This is a genomic window from Salicibibacter kimchii, assembly GCF_003336365.1.
Lineage (GTDB): Bacteria > Bacillota > Bacilli > Bacillales > Marinococcaceae > Salicibibacter > Salicibibacter kimchii.
Genome location: NZ_CP031092.1, coordinates 3,258,576 through 3,284,182, shown reverse-complemented (window position 1 = coordinate 3,284,182; position 25,607 = coordinate 3,258,576). Strand labels below are relative to the sequence as shown.

Below are 25,607 nucleotides of genomic sequence, written 5' to 3'. Positions count from 1 at the left end.
GGTGTGCATGTCCATGCCACAAAAAACAATAGCGGTCATTGGCACAGGCGTGATTGGAAACGGCTGGATCGCCCGATTTCTAGCCAACGGGCACCATGTCATCGCGTTTGACCCCGCTCCCGATGCAAAAGAGAAAACCCAAGCGTTCTTGAATGATGCCTGGTCGACCCTTGCCACGTATGGGATGACTGACGACGCTTCGATGGAGCACCTATCCTTTGCAAAAACGCTGGAAGAAGCGGTTCAACACGTGGACCTCGTTCAAGAAAATGTTCCTGAACGGGAGGATTTAAAAACACAAGTCCTATCCCAAGTGGATGCGGCCGCGCCCGCGAGGGCCGTTATCGCTTCCAGCACTTCCGGATATAAACCTTCTGTTCTACAGAAAGATTGCACCTTTCACCCGGAACGGGTGATCGTCGCGCATCCCTTCAATCCTGTTTATTTAATCCCACTCGTGGAGTTGGCAAAAGGAGAAAAAACGGATCCTTCGATGGTGGAAAAAGCACGCGGTATTTATAACGGCCTCAATATGAAACCGCTCGTCATGTCCGGGGAAATTGACGGACATATTGGCGATCGATTAATGGAAGCCATCTGGAGAGAAAGCCTTCATATCGTAAATGATGGTGTGGCAACGACGGAAGAGGTAGATAAAGCGATTGTTTACGGTCCGGGCTTACGATGGGCACTCATGGGGCCGTTTTTAACGCTTCATCTTGCAGGAGGAAACCAAGGGATGGCGCATATGTTGGAACAGTTTGGCCCTGCCCTTAAACTTCCGTGGACGCGCTTGGTCGCTCCTGAACTGACGGAAGAATTAAGCCGGAAAGTCATCGAAGGAACAAAGGATCAAAGCGGCGAACGTACCGTCCGGGAAATGGAGCACAGACGCGACCGTTTCCTAATCAAACTGATGCAATTGCTGGAAGAGGAAGGCTTCTGGCCCTCGGAAAGGTTGATACGTCATGAATGATAAAGAACTGGATATTTGGAAAAGTAAAGTCCCTGCGGAATGGGTCGATTATAACGGCCATATGAATGATGCTGCTTACGCCACGGTTTTTAGCAGTAGTTTGGATGCACTTATGATACACGTTGGACTTGATGATGCCGGACGAGCAAAACATGATTATACGATCTTTACGCTGGAGACGCACTTAAAGTACCTTGCGGAAGCGCACAACGGGCAAACACTTCGTGTGTATGTCACTCTTCTTGATGTTGATGCCAAACGCATGCACCTATGGTTTACCATGAAAAACGAACAAGATGAGGCGATAGCTACAAGCGAACAAATGGTGATGGGCATGGATCAAACTGCCGGCAAACCCGCCCCATTTCCCCAAAAAGTGTATGAAGCCATTTTAGAACTCCCGCTGCTCGAAAAAAACCAATGGCCCGAAGCAGCAAACAAGCCAATGGGCATTCGAAGGAAAAAATAATAGAACAGAAAAAGATTCTAGAGCGCATGATAGCACGAATGAAATCGTCTCTATTATGCGCCATTCATTTCTCATTCCCTGGTTCCACCACCTTATCTTGAATTAGCGGTCAATGCTTGAAGGTTCCAAAAATTCAACCCGATGAAGCCATCGCCCTGTTGTCAGCCAATCCCCCGTGATGCAACGCACGTCCCCCTTTTACTTTCGCCGAACGTATCAATCTATCAAGGAAACGTAAAGAATTTCTAAAACCCTTCACTAGTGGTGTGTTTCAGAAATTCATTCCAAACGCGCGCACCTTGAAAAAGCTCTTAATTGGCGCAAACGTTGGACACGCGCTATATAATCGACATAAACGAGAAAGCCGGGTCTTAATCCAAAACATGTACGCCATCGGCATGGATGAAGAGTGAAGAGCAGCAAATATGTTGATGGAAGATTATCTTCGGCATGAGAAGAAAACCGAGGCTTTCGTATAAGTTGAAGTAAGCAAGGCATCGGCATGGAAAGAGAGTAAAGGGAGGCGAATATGCCGATGAAAGGTGGCATCGGCATAAATAGAGAGCGAAGCTGGGCCGGGAAGCCGAGGCAGGCACGAGGATAGAACAGATCTTCTGTTTATTTTGCTTCTTTTCCCACACCTTTGCCTCTGTTTATCCACGGTTCAATCTTTGCTGTCTTGCAATTTTCTCGATGCCATTCCTTATCCTGTTTCTGTTTACCTCTTCAATCAATCCCTCGTGAGACATCCCGGCGTTTTGAAGGTTCACCTACGCCGTCTACGGCCAGATTACCCCCGCAACATCACGCATCTCCTACAATCGTATCGTTTATTAGGCGAAAACGCTTCGATATCAGCAAAAAAATCGCTTTCAGAACACGTACGTATGTTTTCCCTCGTTGGGGGTGAATGAAGACGTGCCTAGAATTTGTCGTCACCCAATGGGGGTGGGCCCCAAAAAAACGATCTGTCAAGCCAAGTTTGTACCACGAAATATATTGGCCAGGGTGTGAGCGAGGAATTCGACCACTTTACACTAGTCTTCCTGGAAAAACTGCCATTTTCCAATTGCTCGCCAATAACTCCGTAAACCATGCTTCCCTATTAAAGTCCGATGTTTCTCGCAATAATATTTTTCATGATTTCATTTGAGCCGGCGTAGATCGAACCGACGGCTACATCCCGGTATCTTCTCGCGATTTCATATTCTTCCATGTAGCCGTAGCCGCCGTATAATTGCATACATTCTGTGGCTACCTTTTGTGCCAAATCCGTCGTCCACCATTTGGCCATCGATACTTCGGTGACAATCTCCTCTTTCGCCATATGTTTCGCGATGAGCTGGTCGATAAACGTACGGCCAAGCTTAGCTTCGGTCGCCATTTCCGCCATTTTGAATTGCGTATTTTGAAATTTTCCGATTGGTTGGCCGAAAGCGGTTCGTTGTTGGACGTAATCAATAGTTTCCTCCAACATTTTTTCTACCCCGACGATAGCCCCTATGGCGACGACAAGACGCTCTTGTTGCAGTTGTTGCATTAAATAGTAAAAGCCCTTATTTTCTTTGCCCACGAGATTTTCTCTAGGGACACGTGCATCTTCAAAAATCAGTTCAGATGTATCTTGGGAATGTTGGCCCACCTTTTCCAACTGTTTTCCTTTAGAAAATCCCGGCGTTCCCGCTTCCACAACGATGAGGCTAATACCTTTGTGGCCGGGTTGAGCCTGTGGGTCCGTTTTGCAAACGACCACGACAAGGTCGGAATGGACACCGTTAGTAATAAACGTCTTTTCCCCATTAAGAATGTAATGATCGCCGTCTTTGACAGCTGTTGTTTTAACAGCAGCCAGATCTGATCCCACTCCCGGTTCCGTCATGGCGACCGCAGAAATTATCTCCCCACTAATCGCTTTTGGCAACCAGCGTTGTTTTTGTTCCTCGGTTCCATAAACTTCGATATAAGGCATGACAATATCATTATGAAGACCGACTCCGATCAATCCTGTACCGACCTTTTCCAGTTCCTCATTAATGATCACTGAGTACCCAAAATCCGCATTTAAACCTCCGTATTGCTCCTCAACTTGAGGGCACAAGAAACCTTGCTCCCCTAATTTACGCCAAAAATCACGGGGGACCTGCTTTTCTTTTTCCCATTCCTCAAAATAGGGAACAGCTTGTTTTTGTAAAAATTTCTGTAGCGATTGACGAAAAATGTCATGTTCTTCTTGCAAATAAGGGTGGGACTGACTCATGGTTGTATACCTCCGATTATGATTTTCCTCGCCCATTATTTGGGCTGCATACGAATGGCCCCATCGAGGCGGATCACTTCCCCATTGAGCATCGGATTTTCTATGATGCTTTCAGCCAGTTGCGCATATTCTTTTACGTCTCCAAGCCGCTGTGGAAACGGTGTCATTTCTCCTAATGCTATTCTGGCTTTTTCCGGTAATCCGGCAAAGAGAGGGGTATCGAAAAGTCCCGGCGCAATGGTCATCACTCGTATGCCGTTTCGGGAGAGGTCCCTTGCAATCGGTAATGTCATTCCGACGATGCCGCCTTTTGAAGCACTGTAAGCAGCCTGGCCGATTTGTCCTTCATACGCGGCAACAGAAGCGGTGTTTATGATCACGCCACGCTCGCCTTCTTCATTCGCTGTATTTTCGGTCATTTGTTCCGCTGCCAAGCGAATGACATTAAACGAGCCGATAAGATTGATTTGAATGACTTTTGAAAAAGAACCAATGTCATGCGGCCCTTTTTTGCTGACGGTTTTCTCCGCAGCTCCGATTCCCGCGCAATTGACAACGATATCAATGGTGCCAAACGCTTCCGCCACCTGATTTACGGCATTCTGCACACTCTCTTCACTGGTTACATCTGTTTTGATAAATCGAACTTGCTTACCAAGCTCTTCGGCCAAGGTCGTTCCTTTTTCCTCTTGAACATCAAAGATTGCTGCGTTTCCGCCCTGTGACACAATTTTTCTTACCGTAGCCTCGCCAAGCCCCGAGACACCTCCGGTGACAACAGCTGTTGAACCTTTTATTTTCATATGATAGAACCCCTCTCATTGTTCTAGATCAATCCAAACGTTCTATAATCGTGGCGTTGGCCATCCCGTGCCCTTCACACATCGTTTGCAAACCGTAACGTAAACCGCTGCGTTCCATTTCGTGCAACATCGTGCTCATTAAACGAGTACCGCTTGCTCCAAGCGGATGCCCAAGCGCAATTGCCCCACCGTTCACGTTTAATTTTTTCGGATCTGCACCGGTATCATGGAGCCAAGCTAACGGGACGGATGCGAACGCTTCGTTTACTTCAAAAAGATCGATATCTTCCAGTTTCAACCCTGCTTTTCTTAACACTTTTGCCGTGGCCGGAATCGGAGCCGTCAACATCAAGGTAGGGTCATCGCCGACAACGGATCGCGCCACGACACGAAAGCGCGGCCTTAAACCTAATGATTCTGCCTTTTCCCGGGACATGAGCAACACAGCCGACGCCCCGTCGCTAATTTGGCTTGCGTTCCCGGGGGTTATTTTTCCGTCTTCTTTAAATGCAGGTGTCAAACTTCCAAGTTTTTCAAGGTTTGTTTCGGCCCGCGGCCCCTCATCTTCGCTTATCGTCGCTGTCTTCCCATCCTGAAGCATGACGTCAAGGGGCATGATCTCCTGCTCAAACCTGCCTTCTTTCTGTGCTTCTACTGCTTTTTCGTGACTTTCCAGTGAAAATTCATCCAATTGCTCGCGGCTGAATTCCCACTTATCTGCAATTCGATCGGCGGATAATCCTTGGTTAATCATCTCATAGCGAGAGGTCAGTTGATCACTGAATGTAGTGCCTTTCATATTGGAACCCATCGGCACCCGTGACATGTTCTCGATTCCGCCGGCTACAACAGCGTCCATATCTCCGCTTAGAATCGCTTGGGAAGCAAAGTGCAGCGCTTGTTGACTTGATCCACATTGACGATCGATGGTCGTTCCCGGTACTTGAATCGGATAATCAGCCATCAACGCAGCCATTCGCGCAACGTCAAACGCTTGCTCCCCAACTTGCGACACACATCCGTAAATGACATCTTCAACGTTACTCGGCGAAATGCCAGTACGTCTCACGATTTCTTTTAACGGTTCTGCGGCTAGTTCATCCGCTCGAATTTCGCTTAGTCCTCCTTTTCGTTTTCCTACAGGCGTCCTTACAGCCTCCACAATCACCGCTTCCTTCATTTCGTCCGCTCCCTCTTTTCTAGCGATTTAAAAAACAATAACCATGCATGACAACAAGTTGTTTTTCAACAGCCGCATACTGAGCGCTCAGTCAGTTTACGGGAAAATTTCTGAATTCTGCAATTCTAGCATAATACAACGAGGTATTTATTTCAATATTAAGGTAAGCCCTTTCATAAAGTTGAAGTCTTCATTTCATGGGCTGGCCTAGGGTGGCACACTTGAAGACCTAACGCGCGAATCCTTTGAAGTCGTTAGGTCTCCAACTAGAGCGGATGCCTTAACGCAGACCGGGAGGCCTCTACATGAGTAACAATAAACTTCCTGCCATCACCGCCATTCCCAATACAAATCCATAAATCGAGGAATGTTCTCGGTTATAGGCCTTGGCAGCGGGGATTAGACTATCAAGAGAAATAAACACCATAATTCCGGCAACGGAGGCAAACATAATGCCGAATAAAATATCGTTTAAAAAAGGCATTAAAATCAAAAACGCGACTACTGCGCCGAGGGGTTCCGCCAATCCTGATAAAAAAGAGTAAGTAAGTGCTTTTATTCTGCTCCCTGTTGCATAGTAAATCGGAACAGAAACAGCAATACCTTCCGGGATATTATGAATTGCGACAGCAACGGCAATAGCCACTCCGAGTGCAGGATCTTGAACCGCCGCAACAAAAGTCGCGATGCCTTCCGGAAAGTTGTGAATGGCGATCGCGAGCGCCGTGAAGCTCCCCATTTTTAGTAACTCAGGATACTTCTCTCTAGCTGCCTGAGGAGATTTTTCCATATCCTCCACTTTTTTCACTTCATGAGGATTTCCTAGGTCAGGTACAATTTTATCGATCAAAGCGATTAACAACATCCCGCCAAAAAATGCCGCCACTGTTAACCAATTGCCCGCCACCTCCCCCATAGCATCTACAAGGTGATCCAGCGCTTCAGGAAACATCTCTACGAAAGAAACGTAAATCATCACACCTGCCGAAAAACCCATTGCCCACGAAAGGAAACGGGTATTGGTGGTTGTAGTGAAAAATGCAATTAAACTCCCCACGCCGGTTGAAAGCCCGGCAAATAGGGTTAAAGCGAAGGCAAACCACACCTCTCCCGGCATAACCGACCCCTCCTTGATCTATCCTCTTCTATCTGTACGTTTCTCGCATATCGATCATCTATGCAAACCGATATTGGTTTTATAACTTCGCCACTATTAAGGATACAACCACCGTTTTGTCCCATGCAATGTTTGATTTTATTTTTTTCGTGCTCTTCAAGGCGAAAAAAAGGCCATAATCAAGTTCCCTCACTTGATGCATGACCTCGTTTTTCCGTGCTCGAAGGCAGATCTACACCGGTTCCAGCGTTTCTTCATCATAAAAAACATTACGGCTGGCAAATTCTTTTGGCGCAGTCATCATCCTTTTTATGCGAGCGATACTTGCATTTTCGACTCCGGGTGTATAAGGCTTATCTAGCTTTAATTTTGGTGAATATATCCAATTGTACAATGTGGCGTTTCTCTGCCTGTTACCTACATATTCGATGACTGCAGCAACCTTTGTGAGTTTTTCCAGGTTTGATTCATTCAGATTATCTATCTCCTGTTCATCGAAAGTCAGTTCTTTAAAATGGTTTTCATAATCAGCAGAATACAAATCAATGAGCAGGTTCGTTAGCGCAAAATTAAAATCAGCTGCATGCATTATACTGTAAACTCTTTCCATGACTTACCTAGGTCCTTTCCAACGTAATTAAGGAAGATCTTTTGTCTGTCGCGCAAAAATTTCTTGCCAATATATTTATCAAAAATTTCAAGTACCTGTTCAAGGGTTTCAATTTCAAGGAAATTAATCAGGTGTTCCGCATCAGCAAAATCTCTGAATGGTTCAGCCCTTGATGATAATATTTTCATCGCAAGCATCTGTTCTGCACCAGGTGCAAACACTTTAAGATGATCGAAATTGTATATTTCCTTGAGATCCTCTTGTTTCACATGTCTGAGCGGCTCCTTAATATCTTGGTTAATCCATTCCTTAGCAAGTCCATACGTTTCAGCTATATCAATTAAAATGGTTTCAATCTGAGGGGAGGTGTCAAATATAGCGTCAATATCTTTTGTCGCTGGTCTGACATCAAAGGAGACAACCATTACGGTTCCACCATATATGTTCATCGACATATTCAACTGATTTTCTCCGAGTCGCTCATTCAATGTTTCAAGAATCTCCAAAAACAGATCTTTTGAAATGTTTTCCGCGGCCATATGAGTCACCCCTACGTATTTACTATTATTATACCATGTCTCAGCCTTAATAATCGATGCGTCCCAACAATAGAAAAGCCCGGGATCTCAATTCAATCCGGACATTTCCATCAATCAAACCTCATTCGGCCAATCTTTGTATTGTTCCTTGGCTTCATCCATAATTGCGTTTGTAATAAACTTTAACTGCTCGCCTTTGATTCCTTCTTGCATCAAGACCCGCTTTACGAACATACTCACTTTCGCATAAATACTTTTCCGATGCTCACTCGTCCAACCCTGATTCAAGTTCTTTTTCAATTCCTTGACGACTTTGTGGATTTAATCCGCGAGAAACTGATTATCAAAAGACGCCATTTCCATAGAAGTAACAGCTTTATAAAACTCCGCTTCTTCGTCGGACAGGCCAAGGTTTTTACGAAAGTCCGGTTCATGATCGACATCTTTTTTCATATCGACCATCATGCGAAGCACATAGAATTGAAAAACAGAGTGAACAATTAGAAAGACTAGCAAAGTTAAACGCTGCAAGTTTACTTTCAGCTGAGTACATAAATAAAAGGGTGTTCCCTATTGTGCTGGAGCAGCTAATTGAAGAACATGAGGAGGCTAAAATAAATCTTATACTAAATGGCTTTGAGCATGTATTTATTGAGGAAAAAGCAGAGGAGTCAATAGTGTTAAACTATTATGATACTCTAAGAAATTTACGCTATCTGGATATAAAACGTTTGTTTTATCTTGCCGATGAAACTAATGACTTCACTTATGAAAGTAAAGAAGAGGAAGCCCTTATTCTCAACGTAGACTTTAGGCTACAAAATATGGGTCTTATTGGAGTTATAAAACGCGGGTTTACTCTTGGAGGTGGCTTTGAACGTGAAACAGAAATTACAAAAGAAGACGTCAAAGTACTCCCATATCTCCATTATTTGGCATCACAGCCGCAGTGTGGCGCCAAATATTAGACAAGCAACCCGTTTTTGGCGCCACAACTGGAGGAGACCACTTTTTTAGCTATTCAACTATTTATCGAAAAAGGTCCAAGAATCGCTCCCATAACCCTGGTTCTTCCTCTTCTTCCTCTTCGTCTGTTGTTTCAGGTTCATCCATTTCAATGCTTTCGGTTTCCAGGACGAATTGCACGATCTCGACATCTTCATTTTCTTCCGATACAAAAGAAACAGGTTCGAAATCGGAAGCATCGTATTCGTCCATCATTTCATCCACCTCTGATTGCATTTCACCGGGCAAATCACTCGTCTCTTCCTGCAGTTCCTCGGTGCCGTCCTCCAGCTCACTTGTGCCTTCTTCCATAGAGGTCATTCCTTCATCCAATTCCTGAATACCTCCATCAAGATCCTCGTATGACGTGGCCAAATCACTGACCCCATCCGTGTACTCTACTAAGCCGCTATGGAAGGCCTCATACTCAGATGCCATCGTAGCTATCCCTTCCGGTAATTCCGCCAAAGTATCCAGTTCCTCCAATCCGTCCAAGCTTTCCACCGTTCGCTCGATCTCAGCCGTTGTGGTTTCCAGGTTTTCCGCCATTTCCCTTGTAGAGCCGGAGGTTTGCTCCAATATATCTGTCACGGAAGTAAACGCTTCTTGGACGGCATGATACGTTTCTTTTGCCTGACTTGCAGCGCCATACATTTCGACTAATTCATCCACCACTTCCGGGTCCGCATTGCTTTCATATAACGATGCGATCTGTTCTTCACTGATATCATCGTCCGGAATCCCCACCATAGCCTCATCCAGCGCACCGTAGGCCTCATCATAATTCTCTTTCAGTTCCTCCAAGCCATCCGCAACCTCATGTAATCCTTCCGCGATTTCACCCATCCCTTCAGGCAAGGCTTCGAGCTCACCGACATCGGGCAAGTCGAGATCCCCTTGGACAGAATCATCCACATCCTGCAGAACATCGCGAATCTCCACAGAACCGGCGACCAATTCACCGGAAGATTGATCGAGTTCGTCAACCCCCGCTTGATATTCACTAGAGCCGCTACTTACGTCCTCAATACCTGTATTCAGTTCAGAAATACCGTCGTTTAATTCACTAACGCCATCATTCACTTCCCTTATGGCATCAGATAGGGACTGCATATCTTCCTTCACAGGCCCCAAATCCGGATCATCCATGGACATGGACGCCGGCGATGCCGTAATTTCAATCGGGTCCATCTCAAAATCAGAGACATTGGCGGAAACAATGAATATTTCTTCCTGTTCAGGCATCCCGGTGAACGTGATTTGTTGATTTTTCCCTTCACTTGCCTTGATTCCATCCGGTGCCTGGATATCATCAAATATGGACGGATCCAGTGTTAGAGATAGTTGCAACATATAGTTTTCGAAAAACACCGAATCAACATTTTCATTGGAAGAAGTCGCTATCTGAATGTCTAGCGAGCCGTTTTCCCCTGCCAAATTGTCCGGGGAAACTTCTTCCCCATCAAGCAAATAGGTAACGCTGATATCCCAAGGCAGCTCCCGATCGTCCATTTCCCCTTGATAATAAAACTCTTCTTCCTCCGCTTGAAAATGAACGGTATCCTCAGTCAGTTCCATGTCTCTTAAATTACTTAAGTTCCGGACGTTTGTGTAATCCCCGTGATCCACGAATTCCCCGGGAGCTGTGATATGGAAAGTGTTCACGACATACATATCCTGCAGCGTGCCATCTGCCTCCAGATTTCCATAAACTGCTTCATCCTTAGAAGCGTACTCCTCGGACTGTTCATTGGATGAAGCGGGGGCGGCAGGTATTGTAGCAAACACGAGAAAGGCCCCTATCATAACAACGCTTCCTTTTTTTGCTCGCACATCATTTCCCCCCTTTAAAAAAGTTAGGTTTCCAAGTGGTTTTTTCAATGACACGGTCAAACATCAGCAGCAACCCCGGCAGTAAGAGAACGACCATAAGAAATGCAAGTAACGCTCCTCTTCCCAACAAGAGTCCAATGGACGCTACGATGGGATCCGTCGATGTCGCCCAGAGGATAAAACCGACGCTAGATAAGATCGATGCGGACACGGCAATCGGGAAAATTTTCTCATTTAAGCTTTTCTTCATTGCTTCCATCGAGCTCATTTCTTTTCGATTTTCTTTATAGTTTTCCGTTAATAATATCCCATAATCAACCGTCGCGGCAAGCTGGATCGTGCTTATGATCAGATACCCTATATAGACGAGAGAGGAACCGGTAAAGTACGGGATCGCCAAATTGATCCAAACCGATGCCTGAATCGTCAAAAGCAGCACGACAGGAAAAGAAATCGACCGGAACGTGATAAGCAAAATAACCCCAATCACGATGACAGTCAAAGTATTAACAAGCGTGTTATCCTGTTCGACGATATCCCTCATATCATACAAGGTGACACTTTCCCCGGTCAGATGATAATCCTCCTCGTAATAGTCAGAAGCCAACGATCTAGCTTCCTCCACAAAAGTAAATGCTTCGTCCCCTTCCGTGTCGGTAGACGTGTTTAAAATCAGTTGGCTGTACTGATCGGAAAAGAACTGTTCCGTCTCGGACTCGTCAAGGTACTCGGGCGGTATACCTGTTCCCACGCTGTTGACGTAGGAAACGATACTGTCGACCTCGTCGAAGTCATCGAATTCCTGCACAAGCGCTTCTTCTCGTGCGAGGTCTCCATTGGGCACTAACAAAACGACCGGTGTAAATGGCCCAAACGATTCTTCAATCTCTTCGGCATCACTTCCAGCCCGTGTATCCTCCGGGTGGCTCCCCATCCCGTAAATAAAATCAGTCTGACTCTGAGCCAAAAACGCAGGGACGATCAATACCGTCACAAGGATTAGTGCCGGAACGCGTAATTTAAGCAGTTTTTGCCCGAAATGAGAAAAACTCGGCATCAGTAGTTGATGTTTTGTCTTATCTATCCATTTATAAAACATCAACGTTAATGCCGGGAGAAAGATGATTACACTAATAAAACTGAAGAAGATTCCTTTGACTAGATTAAATCCCAGATCCCCACCAATTTCAAAATCCATTAAGATAAGCGCCATAAAACCAAAGAATGTGGTCGATGCACACGCAACAATGGCCGGAAACGACTCCCTCATCGCCAGCTGCATCGCTTCATTCGGATCTTCTGTCTCTTTTCGATAGTTCGAAAAGCTATGGAGGAGGAATATGGCGTAATCGAGCGACACGGCAAGCTGCAAAAGCGGCGCCACTGCCTGAGTGATAAAGGAAATCTCCCCGATAAAAATGTTTGTCCCCAGATTGATCAACACGGAGACGCCGATCGCTGTCAGGTAAAAAGCAGGTTCAATCCATGACCGTGTAGCGAGAGTAAGGATCAGGATAATCACGGGGATAAGAATGGCCGCGGCAAACATCGCTTCCTGCCCGGTCATTTCTTGTGATATCGCCGTATCCAGGGCATCGCCCTCCATCGCGTTGTCTTCACCGATCAATTCGTAAACGGCATCCGTTGTTTCCACTTCTGTTCCATCTTCAATATGGAACGAGATCATCGCGTGCCCGTCCTGATAATACGATTCGACCGTATTTGAGTCTGTCATCTCGATGGGAGTGGTAATATCCATAACATCATCGAGCCACATAACATCAGAAACGCCATCAATCGCTTCCAGATCCTCTTTATAGGTTAAAGCTTCCTGAATACTGACGTTCTTGATCATCACCCGTGTGTTGGTCACAGCTTCATCAAATTCTTCATCCATGACGTCCATAGCTTCCATGGACGGGGCGTCATCCGGCAGATAGTCCATCATATCATGATTGATCGGGACCGCGAACTGCACGACCGCGCTGATGATCGCGAGAACAGCAAAGGTGATCACAATAATTTTTCTATGTTTTAAAATGCGCGGGATTATCAAACGGTGCTCATCCTCTCTTGCATCATCCATTCAAACACGATAACATTATAAAAGACACCGTGTTGGACCTACAACATACAGTTTTGAAGCACACGTATAAAAACCAACACTTGGCGGCTAAGTGTTGGTTAACTTTGCAAATAGGTTGTGACAATGCTGTGAACAAAAAACTCGACCGACGAAAGAAATATACCCGCATGGTCCTAAAGGATAGCTTAATCTCTCTATTGCAAACCAAACAGCTCGCAACTATCACAGTCAAAGAAATCTGCAAAAGCGCCGATATCAATCGCACCACTTTCTACACACACTACAAAGATCCATTTGATTTGCTTGAGAAAATAGAAGAAGAGATCATCGCAGATTTAAACACTTATTTAAATCAATATAATATTGAGCAAGAAGAGGAATCCCTGCAAATGACCGAGCGACTTCTGGCGTATATCGCCTCCAAATACAACATCTGCCAGACACTCCTCAATGAAAACGGGGATCATTCCTTTGAACAAAGAGTCATGGACGTCGCCCGAACATTTCTCATCAATAACTGGACGGACAATAATGAAATGGGTACAGATGTATCAGAATACGCCGGTACCTTTCTGATCGGAGGGAGCATCTACGTCATCAAACAATGGCTTGCCAACAACATGGACCAGTCACCGGAGCAGATTGCCCGCCTGATTAACAGCGCGAAAATCCGTTAAAATTCTGGAATTTTGATCGCTTAACAACCGATCAATTCCTGAACCGCTTCTCTTACCAAAGCACGTAAATCAAGAATTGATCTTCATGTTGGGAAATTCTTCTTTTAATTCCTTTTCCTCTTTTTCAAGCATATTCATTTTTTCTATCCCGGATACTTTTGTATTCCAGCACCTCATTATTTTCCACATTTCATCTAACAGCACCCCTTTAAATGAGTTGCTTTACAATGAAAAAGTAACCTTCCAAAATAAAAGCATATGAAAATGCTCGACGGTCAAACGTCTGCTACAAGCATCACAGAATCTAAGATGTTTGCTTTTTGTATGGATCATAAACGGGTATGGAGTAATTATCGGTAGTGCTTAAAGCAACTAAGAAGGGTGGAATAGCTGATGGCGCAGTACCGATCACGATCAGAGAAACGCCGTATGGAAGAAAAGAAAAAACGGTCCCCGGTGAAAAAAATGTTGATTATCATCATCGGGGTATTCGTTGTAGGTATGGTAGCAATGACCGCGACAGCAGCTTCAATGATCTCGGACGCCCCTGAGCTCAATGCGGAAGAACTTACATTTTCGGAAGGGTCGACAATTTATGATATGAATGATAATGAACTCGGGCGGTTGCAAGGATCGGAAAATCGTACCTATCGGGAAATTGATGAAATGCCCGAACATCTGATGAATGCTTTCATCGCGGTGGAAGACTATCGCTTTTATGAACATAGTGGCATTGACCTTTACCGAATCGGCGGTGCAATTGTCTCGAATATAACCGATGGGTTTGGTTCTGAAGGGGCAAGTACAATCACCCAGCAACTCGTAAAACAAGCATTCTTATCCGCCGATCAATCGATTGAAAGAAAAGTACAGGAACAATGGCTCGCTTTGCAAATGGAGCAACAATATTCCAAAGACGAGATCCTGGAAATGTATTTAAACAGCAGTTATTTTGACAGTTCAGCCTGGGGGGTTGGAGAAGCAGCGATTCGCTATTTTGACAAAGAAAACCTGGATGAACTTACCATTGCCGATGCTGCTGTCTTGGCAGCCATTCCGCGGCGTCCATCCTATTATAATCCACAAAATAACCCTACGGAAGCTGAAGAACGCAGAGATTTAATCATTTCCCTTATGGAAGAGCATGCATTTATCAGTGAAGATGAAGCAACAGATGCCATGGCTGTGAATATCGAAGATCAACTGGATTACACCCCTCCGGAGGATGTCGCTTATCAATCGATCATTGACCATGTAATGGAAGAAGTGGAAAATATCGATGGGATTGAAACGACGGATATCTACGCTGCCGGCTTTGATATTTATACTACGATTGATCCGGATGCGCAGGATATCGCTCAAGAGGTTATTCAAAGCGAAGACTATATTTCTCAATACCCGGATAACGACGAATTCCAGGTCGGTTTTTCCCTCCTTGACACGGAAACCGGGGCGATTCGTGCTATGGTAGGCAACCGGCAGGAAACAGAAGAAAAAAGGGGATTGAATTACGCAACTGCCGCCAGCGGACAACCGGGATCAACGATCAAGCCCATTCTTGATTACGGTCCCGCTATCGAGGAATTAGGGTGGTACACCGGAGAAACCATTGTTGATGAACCGCACGAATATTCGAATGGGGATTCCATTCGTAACTATGGTGGCAATTACAGCGGCGAAGTCTCCATGAGAGAAGCGCTTGTGCGCTCTTTAAATATTCCGGCTGTAAAGGCTATTCAGGAAGTGGGCTTAGAAGATGCACAAGCGTTTGCCGAAGATCTTGGCCTCGACTTTGATGAGGATATTACCGAAGGATACGCTTTAGGTGGCTTTGGGGGTTATCTATCCAGTTTGGATATGGCCGGCGCTTATGCCGCGTTTGGGAATGAAGGAACCTACAATGAACCCTTTAGCGTTCGAAAAATGGAATTTCGAGATGGACGTGAGGTAGAGAATTCGCCTGAATCGGAGCAAGTGATGTATGAATCTACCGCTTATATGATGTCCGATATGCTTAAGGATGTCGTAGACGATTCCTCCGGTACCGGTCAACGCGCGAACGTTGATGGTCTGCCGCTAGCGGGAAAGACCGGGACCTCTAATTTCACCCAAGAAGAACAGGAGGAGAATGATATCCCGGATGGCGGTGTCCCGGATGTTTGGTTCAATGGTTATACCACTAATTACACGGCAGCTGTATGGACCGGGTTTAGCGGCGACCGTGCCAGTGGATATTTGATGGGTGAAGAGCGAAATATTGCTCAGGATATATTCCGTATCGTAATGACAAATGTTCACGAAGGCGAAGGGACCGAGGATTTCTCAAGGCCGAATTCCATTTGCGAAAGTGACGGGGAACTCTATCGATGTGACGACCCGCCGGCGCAAGTAACGGAAGAAGAGGATGAAGAAGGAAATGAAGAAGAGACTCCGGTAACGCCTGATGAGGATGCAATCGAAGAAGAGGAACCGGAAGAAGAGGATGAGGACGAGGACGATGAAGGTGAAGGTGAAGACGAAGATGATCAGGACGAGAATGAGGGCGAGGACGAGAGCGTAGAAGACGAAGAGGAGACAGAAGAAGACGAGCAAGACGAGGAGGAAGAGAGCGAGACAGAAGGCGAGGACGACGTAGACGAGGATGAGGATGAAGCGGAACAGGAAGGCGAGAGCGCAGAAGATGAGGATGAGGTAGAAGAAGACGAGGGTGAGGACGAGAATGAAGCTGATGATGATGATGACGAAGTGGAAACGCAAGATTATGACGGAGAAGGAGACGAGAACGAACAGGAAGACGGGGAGAACGGGGAAGACACCGATGAGTGAATTCCCCCACCCTGGATCAATTCGATAAAGAGCGTAGCTCTTTGATTAAAGACTTTTGTGAAGGAAATGGGCACTAGTGGTCTGTCTCAGAAATTCTTTCTCTCTTTGTTCGCCATACTCACAATTCCTCCCGATGATACGCATATATCAGCCAAACACTTTCGTTGATTTCATCAATCATACAAGGTGACCGATGCAAAAGCGTTATCAGCTCCTTTGATCGGCTGCAACCCCTGCTGAGACGGACGATTTTTGTGGTATCGTCCCTCTAAAGAGGGGCTCTCTACGCTGAGGGGGACGGCATTCGCGTTATCGCACCTCATACTTTTTCTTTCTCATGAAATTTTCTTGCATATGACGTAACGTATTATGATCTAATCAAGGTAGAGGTGACTGACATTTGTCTGAAAAAATATATACAGTAGGTGAATTATCAAAGTCATCTGGAACAACGATTAGAACGATTCCATCCATGCAACCATTGATACGCATCCAGACCAGAGCCTGGAGCCAATCATGGAGCTTGGCCTCGGTGTGAATAAGAAAACGATCCTCGATTATGCGAATGTCGAATTCGATGAGAGAACGAATGATTTATTTTTTGATAAATACTGTGGCCACAGGCGGACCTTTTCTTATACAACTTTTCCAAGAATTTCAGTGAAAAAGCATGGTTGTCGATTTGCCGGATCCATTTATATTGGATTTGGACAGGATACCACCCGTCTTTCCTTTATAAAGGGTTTTTATGTTCTGACCCTCTCATTTTCGAACATTCGATATCTTTGGATCATTCTGTCTCAATTAATGCAATGCTAGTGGATTCATTAAAGTAACTACGGGTATACCGTTTGTTTTCTGAAGCAATGGTACGTTAACCATATATAAATCTCCTGTTCTAATAAATAAGCTTTTTCAATTAACCATACATAACTTAGAAAAAGTGTGATTTAGAACCGACTTAAAAATGTAAACCAGAAAACTACTTAATACATAATTCCAGTTTCCGTTACTTATTTTTTCCCCGAGTATTAACCTGATACGATTCTCAAGCCAATAACTGCTACCACAATGAATGCTAAAAACATAATTCTTTTTTTATCTTTTGAGTCATTATAAAAGACCATACCAACGATCGCACTGCCTACTGTCCCCATTCCAGTCCAAATGGCATATGCAACACCAAGAGGGATATTCTCCATTGCTATGCCTGACAAAGTTAGGCTGACAGCAAAGCCAAATACAACAAATAAAATTCCACTCGTTTTTTGACCTTGACTATACCTTTGAATCCCATTAACGCCTAATACTTCAAGTAGTCCGGCAATAATAAGAATAATCCAACTCATGAACTCCCCGCCTCCTTCTTACCAGTAACTGTTTTAAGACCAAGGACACCTACTAACAATAATGCCACAAACAGGATGATACCAAAGTCCAAAGGTGCTCCAAAAATGATGATATCTACGGCAATGGTGCCAACTGTCCCTAATCCGACAAAAATAGCATAAACAGTACTTGTCGGTAACTTAGATGCTGCGATAATTAATAAGCCAAAACTTATAATAATAGCAACAATTGTTAAAGCCCATGTCATTGCATCATTTGCGTATTTCAACCCTGTTGCCCAACCTATCTCAAAAATTGCAGCTATTACTACCATCGTCCACATATATTAATACTTCTTTCTTAGGTTTATTTTTAGCGTACCCAAATGCTACTTTAAAAAACAAAAAGCCCGGGAAATATCACATACAAAAATGTAATATCTCCCGGGCTTTTTTCCCGCCGTGAACAAGACATACGCCCTGCACTTTCTCTTGGACCAGCCCTTTTGGAAAAAGCGGAACCCTAGAAAGCTTTGGTTATTTCGTTACTTAGCGGTATACAATATTACTTGTTTAGATGGCAAACGATTCGTTTTTTGTAAGGAATAAAATTTTCCTTAAAATAATATTTTTAATATTTATTAAACCCATCTCTTCAACAATCTGGCTCCTTACCAGAATAAAACAATAGTGATCGAACTATCACACTTTATTTTAACACAAAAAGCTAGCCGCACCCTCTAAAAGAATGCGGCTAACAAGAAAACTCATTTTCATCACAAAATGTTAGTTTTTCTCTCTTAATAGCAAACAAGAATGGTTTAAACCCCTTATATCAAGGGATTTAGGCCGGCGTTACATCATGCCGCCCTTATCTCAACCATATTCATTTGCATTCACAAAGTCCTTATCCCCTTGTGAGTAAATATTTCCCCCGCAATAAAAAGGAACGTACATTCGATAGATATAAGCAGAGAGACTTGGAATTACCGATACATCGAAAGCGATTGATGAATAATATTGAAAGTGATTTAATGCAAGACACTAATGTTAAAGAAAATTGTTTGCTTTCTTGTCAGCCATTAAATGAAAACACCTTCAATATGAAGTAACTGCCTTTTCATTTCTATGCCCCCAACGTATCCAGTCAAACCTTTGCTTTTTCCAATAACCCTGTGACAAGGAAATATAATCAGCAACGGATTCATACTGTTTGCATGCCCTATGGCACGAATAGCTTGGGGTCGATCAATCGAACGAGCAATTTCAGAATAAGATTTTGTTTCCCCATAAGGAATAGTTTGTCATGCTTCCCATGATTGCTTTTGAAATGATGTTCCTTCAAATTCAAATACTTACGTTCCCCACCGAGATATTCTTGAAACTGTTCTCGAACAATTTTTCCTACCTCAGAGCTTTTTTTAACAGCATTAATTTCAACAAAAGTGAACCAATGATGATCGGTTAAAAATACTCGCGCAAGCGTTCCGTTTTCCTTTAGAACAAATCTTAAACACCCAATGTCTGTTTGACATTCGTCATAGATCATAGCTAAAATCCTTTCTATACTGTTGAGGTGTATACTGTGTCTGTTTTTGAAAAGCATGATAAAAACTTGAGGCGTTTTGAAAGCCAACTTCATAACAAATATCAGAAATAGGTAGGTCAGTGTTTTTTAGAAGATGAACGGCCTTATGCACACGAATATTCTCTAAATAGGAACGTGGTGTTCTTGATGTATGCTTTTTAAAAAGTCGTCCTAAATAATAGGGGCTTATACCAATGTTTTGCGCTATTTTTTTCAATGTAAGGTTTTCCGTATAGTGCCCTTGAATATATGCCTTTGTGTCATTAATGAGATCCATTTTGGGATCAAAATTCATTACATCCGGTTGGCATCTTTTGCAAGGGCGAAAACCTGCTCGTTTTGCGTCTTCTGCCGTTTGAAAAAAGGTGATATTTTCTTTATTGGGGCTTTTCGACTTACAAGAGGGGCGGCAAAAAATCCCTGTTGTTTTCACTGCATAGAAAAATAGGCCGTCATATGAATAATCACAGCTGTTAGCAATCTCCACCATTTCTTTGAAAGAAAACTTTGCATGAACAACCATCTCGTTCACTCCTGTCTTTTCATTAGTTTAACGCCTTTTATTAGAAAAGAACATATAAACTACATATATAGAAACGACAACCAATGGCACAATGATGTATGATCGAAAAAACGGAAGGACGAGTGCACATAAGGTCAAGGCGGCCAATGAACACAACCAGGGCAAAGATCCTTTTCTAAAGAGTTTAACACCAGCAGCCATCGAAAGAATATAAACAAGAATCCCTAGGGACGTTGGAATAAATAAAATATCATTAAACGTAAGAGAAAGAGCGTTTGTAATGAAAACTCCCGACCCTGCGAAAATAATGACAAACAAAACCATTCGTCTTGATATTTGGATCTTTGGGTGTAATACCGAAAAATAGGAAGGAAACGCCCCGTCTCTACTTAATGAATAGCCAAGTTGAGTAAGACTTGCAACAAATGCGTTTGTTGTTCCTGTACAAATGATAAAAGCAAGAATACCGGTAATCACTTGAGCGTTCAGACCAACCGTATCGTTCATGATCACAGCAATAGGCGATAAATTACTCTCCTCATCACCATAGGTTCCTGTTCCAATGGTTATAAAACTAAGAGCAAGAAAAAGTACACCAATAATTATGGCACTGATCATGGTACTTCTAACGATGTTTTGATTTGGATGCTTAAAATTGTTTGCAAGGTTGCAAATCGCCTCCCACCCAAAGAAAGCCCAAAAAATGACGGTTATAGCAGAACCAATTGAACCACTTCCGTTAGGAAAAAACGGGGTGAATTGATTCCAATTTATACTAGGAAGAGCCAATACAATTGTTACTACTAACAGAAGAAATAAACATCCACTCAACAATAACGCTACTTTGCCACTTACCCGAATGCCATAATAGTTAGCTACGCCTGCAAGAATCAACATCAATAAGGCAGCAAACATTATTTCCATCTGTGAAAAATCAAAGGCGTTTCCTAAATAATACGCTCCTGTTAAAGCAACTATGGTCTGTCCAATTGCTGCTGTAACAAAATAGAACCATCCAACAATATTTCCTAAATGTTCCCCAAATGAATGCCTTACAAAAGTGGCAGCCCCTCCAGCGTCTGGATAATCTCTCGCTAAGCAAGCGAATGAATAAGCAAGAGGAAAACTGATTATAATCACAATCATCCAGGATAATATGGAAGCCGGCCCGCGGCTATTGAAGCCGTAACGCTGAATAAAAAAAGAACCCCTGATCCTAAAACAGTTGCAATATATAAAGCAATACCTTGAAATAATCCAATTGATGTATTGTTCATGTAGCCACCTCTTTTCTACATGCAATATACCAATGTAGGATTGAGGTACGCTTCCGGATTTTTGCGATTTAATTTATTAAAGTTTTTACTGGTGGTTTTTATGGGGGTTTGTTTTCCATTTGATTGATCAACATGTGTAATTTCTATGGGGGTGGTATCCATAAAATAGAGGATTATAAGCAGCAATTTATTATACAGATAGGTAAGGGTTTGAAGTTATCGCTCCCTTTTCCCCCTGTTCACACCGCACGTGCGACTTTCATCGCATACGGCGTTCCAACTAATCCAATTCATTCAGTATTTTTATGGGTATGCAAGATGAAATGTAGAGTCAGATGGCTTCGTTCAGACATTGCTCTCGCAATTTATTAATCTTTTTGAGTTGCTTATCATTTAACTCGAGTGCGTTTAAAAGACCTTGTATTTTCTCTCGGTTTTTCAAATGAATGAGGCGATGAACGGATTCATGTAAAATCGTTAAGTTGCCGTATGAATCATCTTTTGTAAGATGGTACGGTGTCTTATGATGGCAATGCCAATCGTACATTCCTAATTCAATTCCCGTAACCGCACACTTTCCGTATTGTGCGATAAAACGACTAATCCGATTATCGTTGTATTCAATGGAACGGCTAGGAATAAATTGCCTCATCACGTGGGTAACAATCGCCCGCAAGTTTTGATGAATTTTATTCCTACCTGTGGTCGTGTAGTTACAGATCGTTTGAGAGAAATTTAGATTTACCTTACAGCGTTGGGCATGTATTGGGACGAGAACTTTTATACAGTTTGCATTCATATCCCTTATACCGTTTCTGTAAGGATTTTGAGAAGTCCTGAAACGTAGCCTCTTTTCTCATTTCATTTAAACGATTATACATTGTTTTGTGAAGACGATTGTTCAGCTTGCTTAAGTCTATCGTTATCCGTGAGGCTGCCGAGTAATAATTCTGTATGCCCATGATGGCCAGATTGAATCGCCAAACGTTCTCAGCTGTTTGGTGTTTCTGAATGTTCTTTACAGCTTTTTTAATCTTTGTTTGTGCGTTATCAAGTGCCTTTTTGGTCATGTGTGAACGAGCTACGTAGCGTATTCCCTTGTTCGTCTCTTTACGATGGGCTTTAATGCGAAAGCCTAAAAACTCTGATGGATTTTTCTTCACTAATTTCAAGACGAAGCCTTGTTCGAAGAAAATCTTTAACGGCATAATGCATTTTAATCGCTTGTGAACGAGTACGACAGAGGATTTTAAAATCATCCGCATACCTTACAATATAACAGTGTTTTAAATTCGATTGTTTCAATGCATTGTATCTGCTCGCATACGTTTGATAGGGACTCCGTGTTTCATAGCTTTCCCATTGATCGCTGACCCACCAACCCAGTTCGTTTAAAACGATATTAGACAATACGGGCGACAGAATACCCCCTTTGGGTAAACCTTTCATCGGGAAGCCTTCCCCAACAATCTCTGCTTTTAGAAGCCTTGAGATTATGGAGAGCAGTGCCTTATCACGTATGCCAAGTGACCACATTTGTTTTAATAGCTTGGCATGATCAACATTGTCAAAGAAACCTTTGATATCAACATCTACACAATGATACAAGCATGCTCGATTGATAAGTGTTTCCATCCTGGCTTTCGCATGATGGGTATTGCGATTTGGTCTAAATCCATAGCTGTGTCTATAGAACTTTGCTTCGCAAATCGGTTCAAGCACTTGCAAGATACACTGTTGGAACAATCGATCCCAAATAACCGGAATGCCTAACGGACGTGTTTTTCCATTTTCCTTGTCAATGAAGACGCGCCGGACGGCTTGGGGTATATAGTGTTCAAACATCCGTTGTATCTCGGCAATAACATCTGTTACGGATAGTAACTTTATATCTTGAATCGTCAATTCATCATAACCAGCCATTTTACTACCGGTATTTCGTTTAATATTGCGATAAGCTAATCGAATATTTTCTTCGGATTGCATTAAATTAAGTAATCCATAAAAATTTTGACCATTAGCACTTTGAGCATATAGAGAATCAAAATGATATTGCATATCATAATACTCATTGTGCCTCAGCTTCTTTCGTTTTAACAAGTCGGTGGCTCCTTTGGAGCTGAACCTCTATTAGTCTTACAAGAACCTTATTAATCGTTTAAGAGCTGTCTTGCATGGTTGAATAAATCTTTGATTAGTCTAGTCGCTATCCCTTCACGTTCGTTACACGCTTCGCAGGTACTGTGCCACCACTTTCACTGATATAAAGAAGAGTTATACAGTCGCTATTCTCACGACTGTTTTCCTTTTCAACGTTTCTCCGAGAGTAAGCCCTCCACGTTATCAGCTTACAACGTTGAGTTATATCTATTATGGAACAAACTTAGGTGCTTCCTATGAGCCTGTTAGCATCGCATGTGCCTGTAACACAAGATGGATTTTCATGATCTAGAGTCTTACTCACCCAAAGCTAACCCTACATGTGGTAGTAAATACATTTCTATATAATGCCATTCTAGACCCGTACATTCAGAAGTTCGTCAGCAATATACTTTCTTATTATATTTCATCGCATTCTCACCATATCTGCCCAACCCAAGCACCATGATTTACACCACCCCATCGGGTAGGCTTTCGTCAGCCTGACTGATACGGTAAATTCTCGCACCTATTAGCCGAGCTTATAACACACTGCTCCTTACTAAACAGCGTGCTATTCGACGCAGGGGGAGCCTTTCAGAGCGTTACCTCCTCATTCGACTCCTCGACATAACCCTTCAGTATTAAATCTAAACTGCCTACCTTTACCGAAATTGTGTGTCCACATTTCATTTGAGTCAGGAACGTTTCGCACCCAGAAAATGGCCCGATCGATTGCTTAAGAGTTGAATATGTTTATAACATTCTACATTAGGGGTTGCTGAATGACCTGCCGTTCAATTCACGCAACCTCGGGGTAGCCTTTTGAACATCGAACACCCTGAATCAAATACATGAAAAAAATAAAAAAAGAATGCTCCCGAAGGGCTTTCGAGAGATTCATGACGAGCACTTGAAGGGAAATCACCGTCTCGCTGGTATTTCGAAGGCATGCTCGAATAAGACCGAGGCCATAGGTACGCTTGCCTTCACCGAATTTCCCTTCGATGGCATTTCGGTCTGCGGCATCCTGCTTTTCGATCTTCTTCTGCTCTTTGGATTCTTGTTTAGGAGGACGCCCCAGCTTAGGACCTGTGAGACGAATCCCGCGTTCTTTGCAGTACTTTCGGTTTTCGCGTGTGAGATAAATCTTGTCCGCCAAAACAGCTTCAGGATACGTTCCCGCACGTTGCACATATGCTTCTACAGCACCCGGGAGATCAGCAGCTTCGTGATAAGCATCCCACTGCAAGTTGTCGAGAAACGCCCATCCGTTTATCATGCTCATGGACAACTTAGCACCGAACTCCACGTTCATATGGGCTTTTCCACGAACAATTGGCCGAACATGGGGTTGATGAATGCTGACGATCCGGTCGTCAATGCGGTTGGTCTTCGTTTTAAACATCTGTCTTTGCTGGCGGTACAATTCCTGAATGACAAGAAGTTCACGATACTGTTTGCTGCTTAGGCGTTCGATCCCGGATGGCCATGACAGCTCTTCCAGATGGTTGAGATCTCGTTTCACGTAACCCAGCTGCTTTCGAATCGCTTTCCGTACCTTTTTGCGTTTCGGACTTTTCTGCTTAGCAATGAACAGGTATGACTGTCGGGCTTGGTTCCGATAGGTTCGTGGCTTCTTCTGTGTTCCGCGAAACGGTCCGTGCAACGCGTCAATCATCGCTTCCAACTTTTCACTGGCTTCATTCAAAAGTTTCAAGTCCGTTGGGTATGTGATATCCGCGGGCGCACACGTGGCATCGATTAAGAGCTTCCCTTGATGGGTTCTCGGGGCGTCTTCCTTCCCCTCTTTTTCATCAGAGGACGCAGAAGTCGAAGGCGTATCGTGGTGATCATCATCATCGTCACCATCACCATCTATTTGGGATTGCTGGTCTTCCACGATCCACGCATTGACTTGATCGATCATCTCACGGGAAATACGTTTGCGAAAGTGCGTCATGGAAGAAGCGTCGAAAGGTGCTGTTTCCGTGAATGCAGGCAGACCCAGGAAGTATTGAAGATACGGATTCTCGACGATCTGTTCAACGGTTTCGCGATCACTCGTGCCTAGTTTTTCCTTGATAATCAAAGCACCCAGAGCCATTCGGACCGAATACGCTTGGTTCCCTTGGGTCAGGTCTTTCAGGGTTTCCATATAGGCTTCTTCTACTTTCCACCAAGGGATCATGCTTGCCAGCACAACCCAACGGTTATCCGGGTTCAGTTTGCCTCCGAACGGTAGAAAAAAATCATTGGGTAAAAGCATTTGATGTTCCGAATGGTGATACATGGTTTCGCCCTCCAGGTGCAAGGTTTTTTCGTCTCCTGGTATATTTTCCTGTGCACTTTACTTCGACAAAAACAGCGAAAA

19 protein-coding genes, 3 pseudogenes and 1 riboswitch are annotated in these 25,607 nt (G+C 43.7%); of the genes and pseudogenes, 5 read left to right on the top strand and 17 right to left on the bottom strand.

Translation table 11 applies throughout. The annotated features are described in order from the left end of the window. Nucleotides 1-13 precede the first annotated feature (13 nt). On the top strand, nucleotides 14-976 hold the full coding sequence (locus tag DT065_RS16700; protein ID WP_114376392.1) for a 3-hydroxyacyl-CoA dehydrogenase NAD-binding domain-containing protein: 963 nt from the start codon (nucleotides 14-16) through the stop codon (nucleotides 974-976). Then, nucleotides 969-1,445, top strand: coding sequence for a thioesterase family protein (locus DT065_RS16695; protein WP_227002646.1), 477 nt, complete (start codon nucleotides 969-971; stop codon nucleotides 1,443-1,445). The genes DT065_RS16700 and DT065_RS16695 overlap by 8 nt, the downstream gene beginning before the upstream one ends. Nucleotides 1,446-2,550: 1,105 nt before the next feature. On the opposite strand, the gene DT065_RS16690 is transcribed toward DT065_RS16695, so the two are convergent. From DT065_RS16690 to DT065_RS20020, 7 genes and pseudogenes are all read right to left on the bottom strand, one after another. After that, nucleotides 2,551-3,702: an acyl-CoA dehydrogenase family protein gene (locus DT065_RS16690; protein ID WP_114375303.1), complete on the bottom strand. Its 1,152-nt coding sequence runs from the start codon at nucleotides 3,700-3,702 to the stop codon at nucleotides 2,551-2,553. 35 nt (nucleotides 3,703-3,737) lie between these two features. Next, the gene (locus DT065_RS16685) at nucleotides 3,738-4,505 is read right to left on the bottom strand and encodes a 3-hydroxyacyl-CoA dehydrogenase (RefSeq protein WP_114375301.1); all 768 of its coding nucleotides are present in this window, start codon (nucleotides 4,503-4,505) and stop codon (nucleotides 3,738-3,740) included. 28 nt (nucleotides 4,506-4,533) lie between these two features. Then, nucleotides 4,534-5,685, bottom strand: a complete 1,152-nt coding sequence (locus DT065_RS16680) for a thiolase family protein (RefSeq protein WP_114375299.1) — start codon at nucleotides 5,683-5,685, stop codon at nucleotides 4,534-4,536. 301 nt (nucleotides 5,686-5,986) lie between these two features. Beyond that, complete coding sequence (gene zupT, locus DT065_RS16675) at nucleotides 5,987-6,802, bottom strand: zinc transporter ZupT (RefSeq protein ID WP_114375297.1); 816 nt, start codon at nucleotides 6,800-6,802, stop codon at nucleotides 5,987-5,989. Between the two features lie 232 nt (nucleotides 6,803-7,034). Further along, nucleotides 7,035-7,391: a hypothetical protein gene (locus tag DT065_RS16670; RefSeq protein WP_114375295.1), complete on the bottom strand. Its 357-nt coding sequence runs from the start codon at nucleotides 7,389-7,391 to the stop codon at nucleotides 7,035-7,037. Further along, nucleotides 7,391-7,951 carry a DUF6036 family nucleotidyltransferase gene (locus tag DT065_RS16665; RefSeq protein ID WP_114375293.1) on the bottom strand — a complete coding sequence of 187 codons (561 nt, stop codon included), beginning with the start codon at nucleotides 7,949-7,951 and terminating at the stop codon, nucleotides 7,391-7,393. The genes DT065_RS16670 and DT065_RS16665 overlap by 1 nt, the downstream gene beginning before the upstream one ends. Nucleotides 7,952-8,065: 114 nt before the next feature. After that, a pseudogene (locus DT065_RS20020) lies at nucleotides 8,066-8,416 on the bottom strand (type I restriction enzyme endonuclease domain-containing protein). Nucleotides 8,417-8,526: 110 nt separating this feature from the next. On the opposite strand from DT065_RS20020, the gene DT065_RS16660 reads away from it, so the two are divergent. Beyond that, a complete protein-coding gene (locus DT065_RS16660; protein ID WP_114375291.1) occupies nucleotides 8,527-8,919 on the top strand; it encodes a hypothetical protein in 393 nt (130 codons plus the stop codon). Between the two features lie 61 nt (nucleotides 8,920-8,980). Here the strand turns inward: DT065_RS16660 and DT065_RS16655 are convergent, their stop codons facing one another. Both DT065_RS16655 and DT065_RS16650 read right to left on the bottom strand, forming a co-directional pair. Continuing rightward, nucleotides 8,981-10,789, bottom strand: coding sequence for a methyl-accepting chemotaxis protein (locus DT065_RS16655; protein ID WP_114375289.1), 1,809 nt, complete (start codon nucleotides 10,787-10,789; stop codon nucleotides 8,981-8,983). A 1-nt stretch (nucleotide 10,790) separates the two neighbouring features. Further along, nucleotides 10,791-12,737, bottom strand: a complete 1,947-nt coding sequence (locus tag DT065_RS16650) for an efflux RND transporter permease subunit (RefSeq protein ID WP_227002827.1) — start codon at nucleotides 12,735-12,737, stop codon at nucleotides 10,791-10,793. A 266-nt stretch (nucleotides 12,738-13,003) separates the two neighbouring features. Here DT065_RS16650 and DT065_RS16645 point away from each other — a divergent pair, with 266 nt between their 5' ends. Continuing rightward, entirely contained in the window at nucleotides 13,004-13,552 is a 549-nt protein-coding gene (locus tag DT065_RS16645) for a TetR/AcrR family transcriptional regulator (RefSeq protein ID WP_114375285.1), read from the top strand. Between the two features lie 393 nt (nucleotides 13,553-13,945). Next, on the top strand, nucleotides 13,946-16,378 hold the full coding sequence (locus DT065_RS16640; protein WP_160112622.1) for a transglycosylase domain-containing protein: 2,433 nt from the start codon (nucleotides 13,946-13,948) through the stop codon (nucleotides 16,376-16,378). Between the two features lie 1,031 nt (nucleotides 16,379-17,409). Here the strand turns inward: DT065_RS16640 and DT065_RS16625 are convergent. From DT065_RS16625 to DT065_RS16590, 8 genes and pseudogenes are all read right to left on the bottom strand, one after another. Then, nucleotides 17,410-17,727: a DMT family transporter gene (locus DT065_RS16625; RefSeq protein ID WP_114375281.1), complete on the bottom strand. Its 318-nt coding sequence runs from the start codon at nucleotides 17,725-17,727 to the stop codon at nucleotides 17,410-17,412. After that, nucleotides 17,724-18,050 (bottom strand): DMT family transporter, encoded by a 327-nt coding sequence (locus DT065_RS16620; protein ID WP_114375279.1) that lies wholly within the window; start codon nucleotides 18,048-18,050, stop codon nucleotides 17,724-17,726. The genes DT065_RS16625 and DT065_RS16620 overlap by 4 nt, the downstream gene beginning before the upstream one ends. A gap of 95 nt (nucleotides 18,051-18,145) precedes the next feature. Then, a riboswitch (guanidine-I (ykkC/yxkD leader) is annotated at nucleotides 18,146-18,244 on the bottom strand. Between the two features lie 544 nt (nucleotides 18,245-18,788). Next, the gene (locus tag DT065_RS16615; protein WP_269467388.1) at nucleotides 18,789-18,959 is read right to left on the bottom strand and encodes a methylated-DNA--[protein]-cysteine S-methyltransferase; all 171 of its coding nucleotides are present in this window, start codon (nucleotides 18,957-18,959) and stop codon (nucleotides 18,789-18,791) included. Further along, the gene (locus DT065_RS16610; RefSeq protein ID WP_114375275.1) at nucleotides 18,929-19,255 is read right to left on the bottom strand and encodes a hypothetical protein; all 327 of its coding nucleotides are present in this window, start codon (nucleotides 19,253-19,255) and stop codon (nucleotides 18,929-18,931) included. The genes DT065_RS16615 and DT065_RS16610 overlap by 31 nt, the downstream gene beginning before the upstream one ends. Further along, the gene (locus tag DT065_RS16605) at nucleotides 19,245-19,817 is read right to left on the bottom strand and encodes a bifunctional transcriptional activator/DNA repair enzyme AdaA (protein ID WP_114375273.1); all 573 of its coding nucleotides are present in this window, start codon (nucleotides 19,815-19,817) and stop codon (nucleotides 19,245-19,247) included. Before DT065_RS16605 ends, DT065_RS16610 begins: the two co-directional genes overlap by 11 nt. Nucleotides 19,818-19,844: 27 nt before the next feature. Beyond that, nucleotides 19,845-21,094, bottom strand: a pseudogene (locus tag DT065_RS16600) (APC family permease). A 331-nt stretch (nucleotides 21,095-21,425) separates the two neighbouring features. Then, a pseudogene (locus DT065_RS16595) lies at nucleotides 21,426-23,194 on the bottom strand (reverse transcriptase domain-containing protein). An 841-nt stretch (nucleotides 23,195-24,035) separates the two neighbouring features. Beyond that, nucleotides 24,036-25,526: an IS5 family transposase gene (locus DT065_RS16590; RefSeq protein WP_114375271.1), complete on the bottom strand. Its 1,491-nt coding sequence runs from the start codon at nucleotides 25,524-25,526 to the stop codon at nucleotides 24,036-24,038. Between the last annotated feature and the right edge of the window lie 81 nt (nucleotides 25,527-25,607).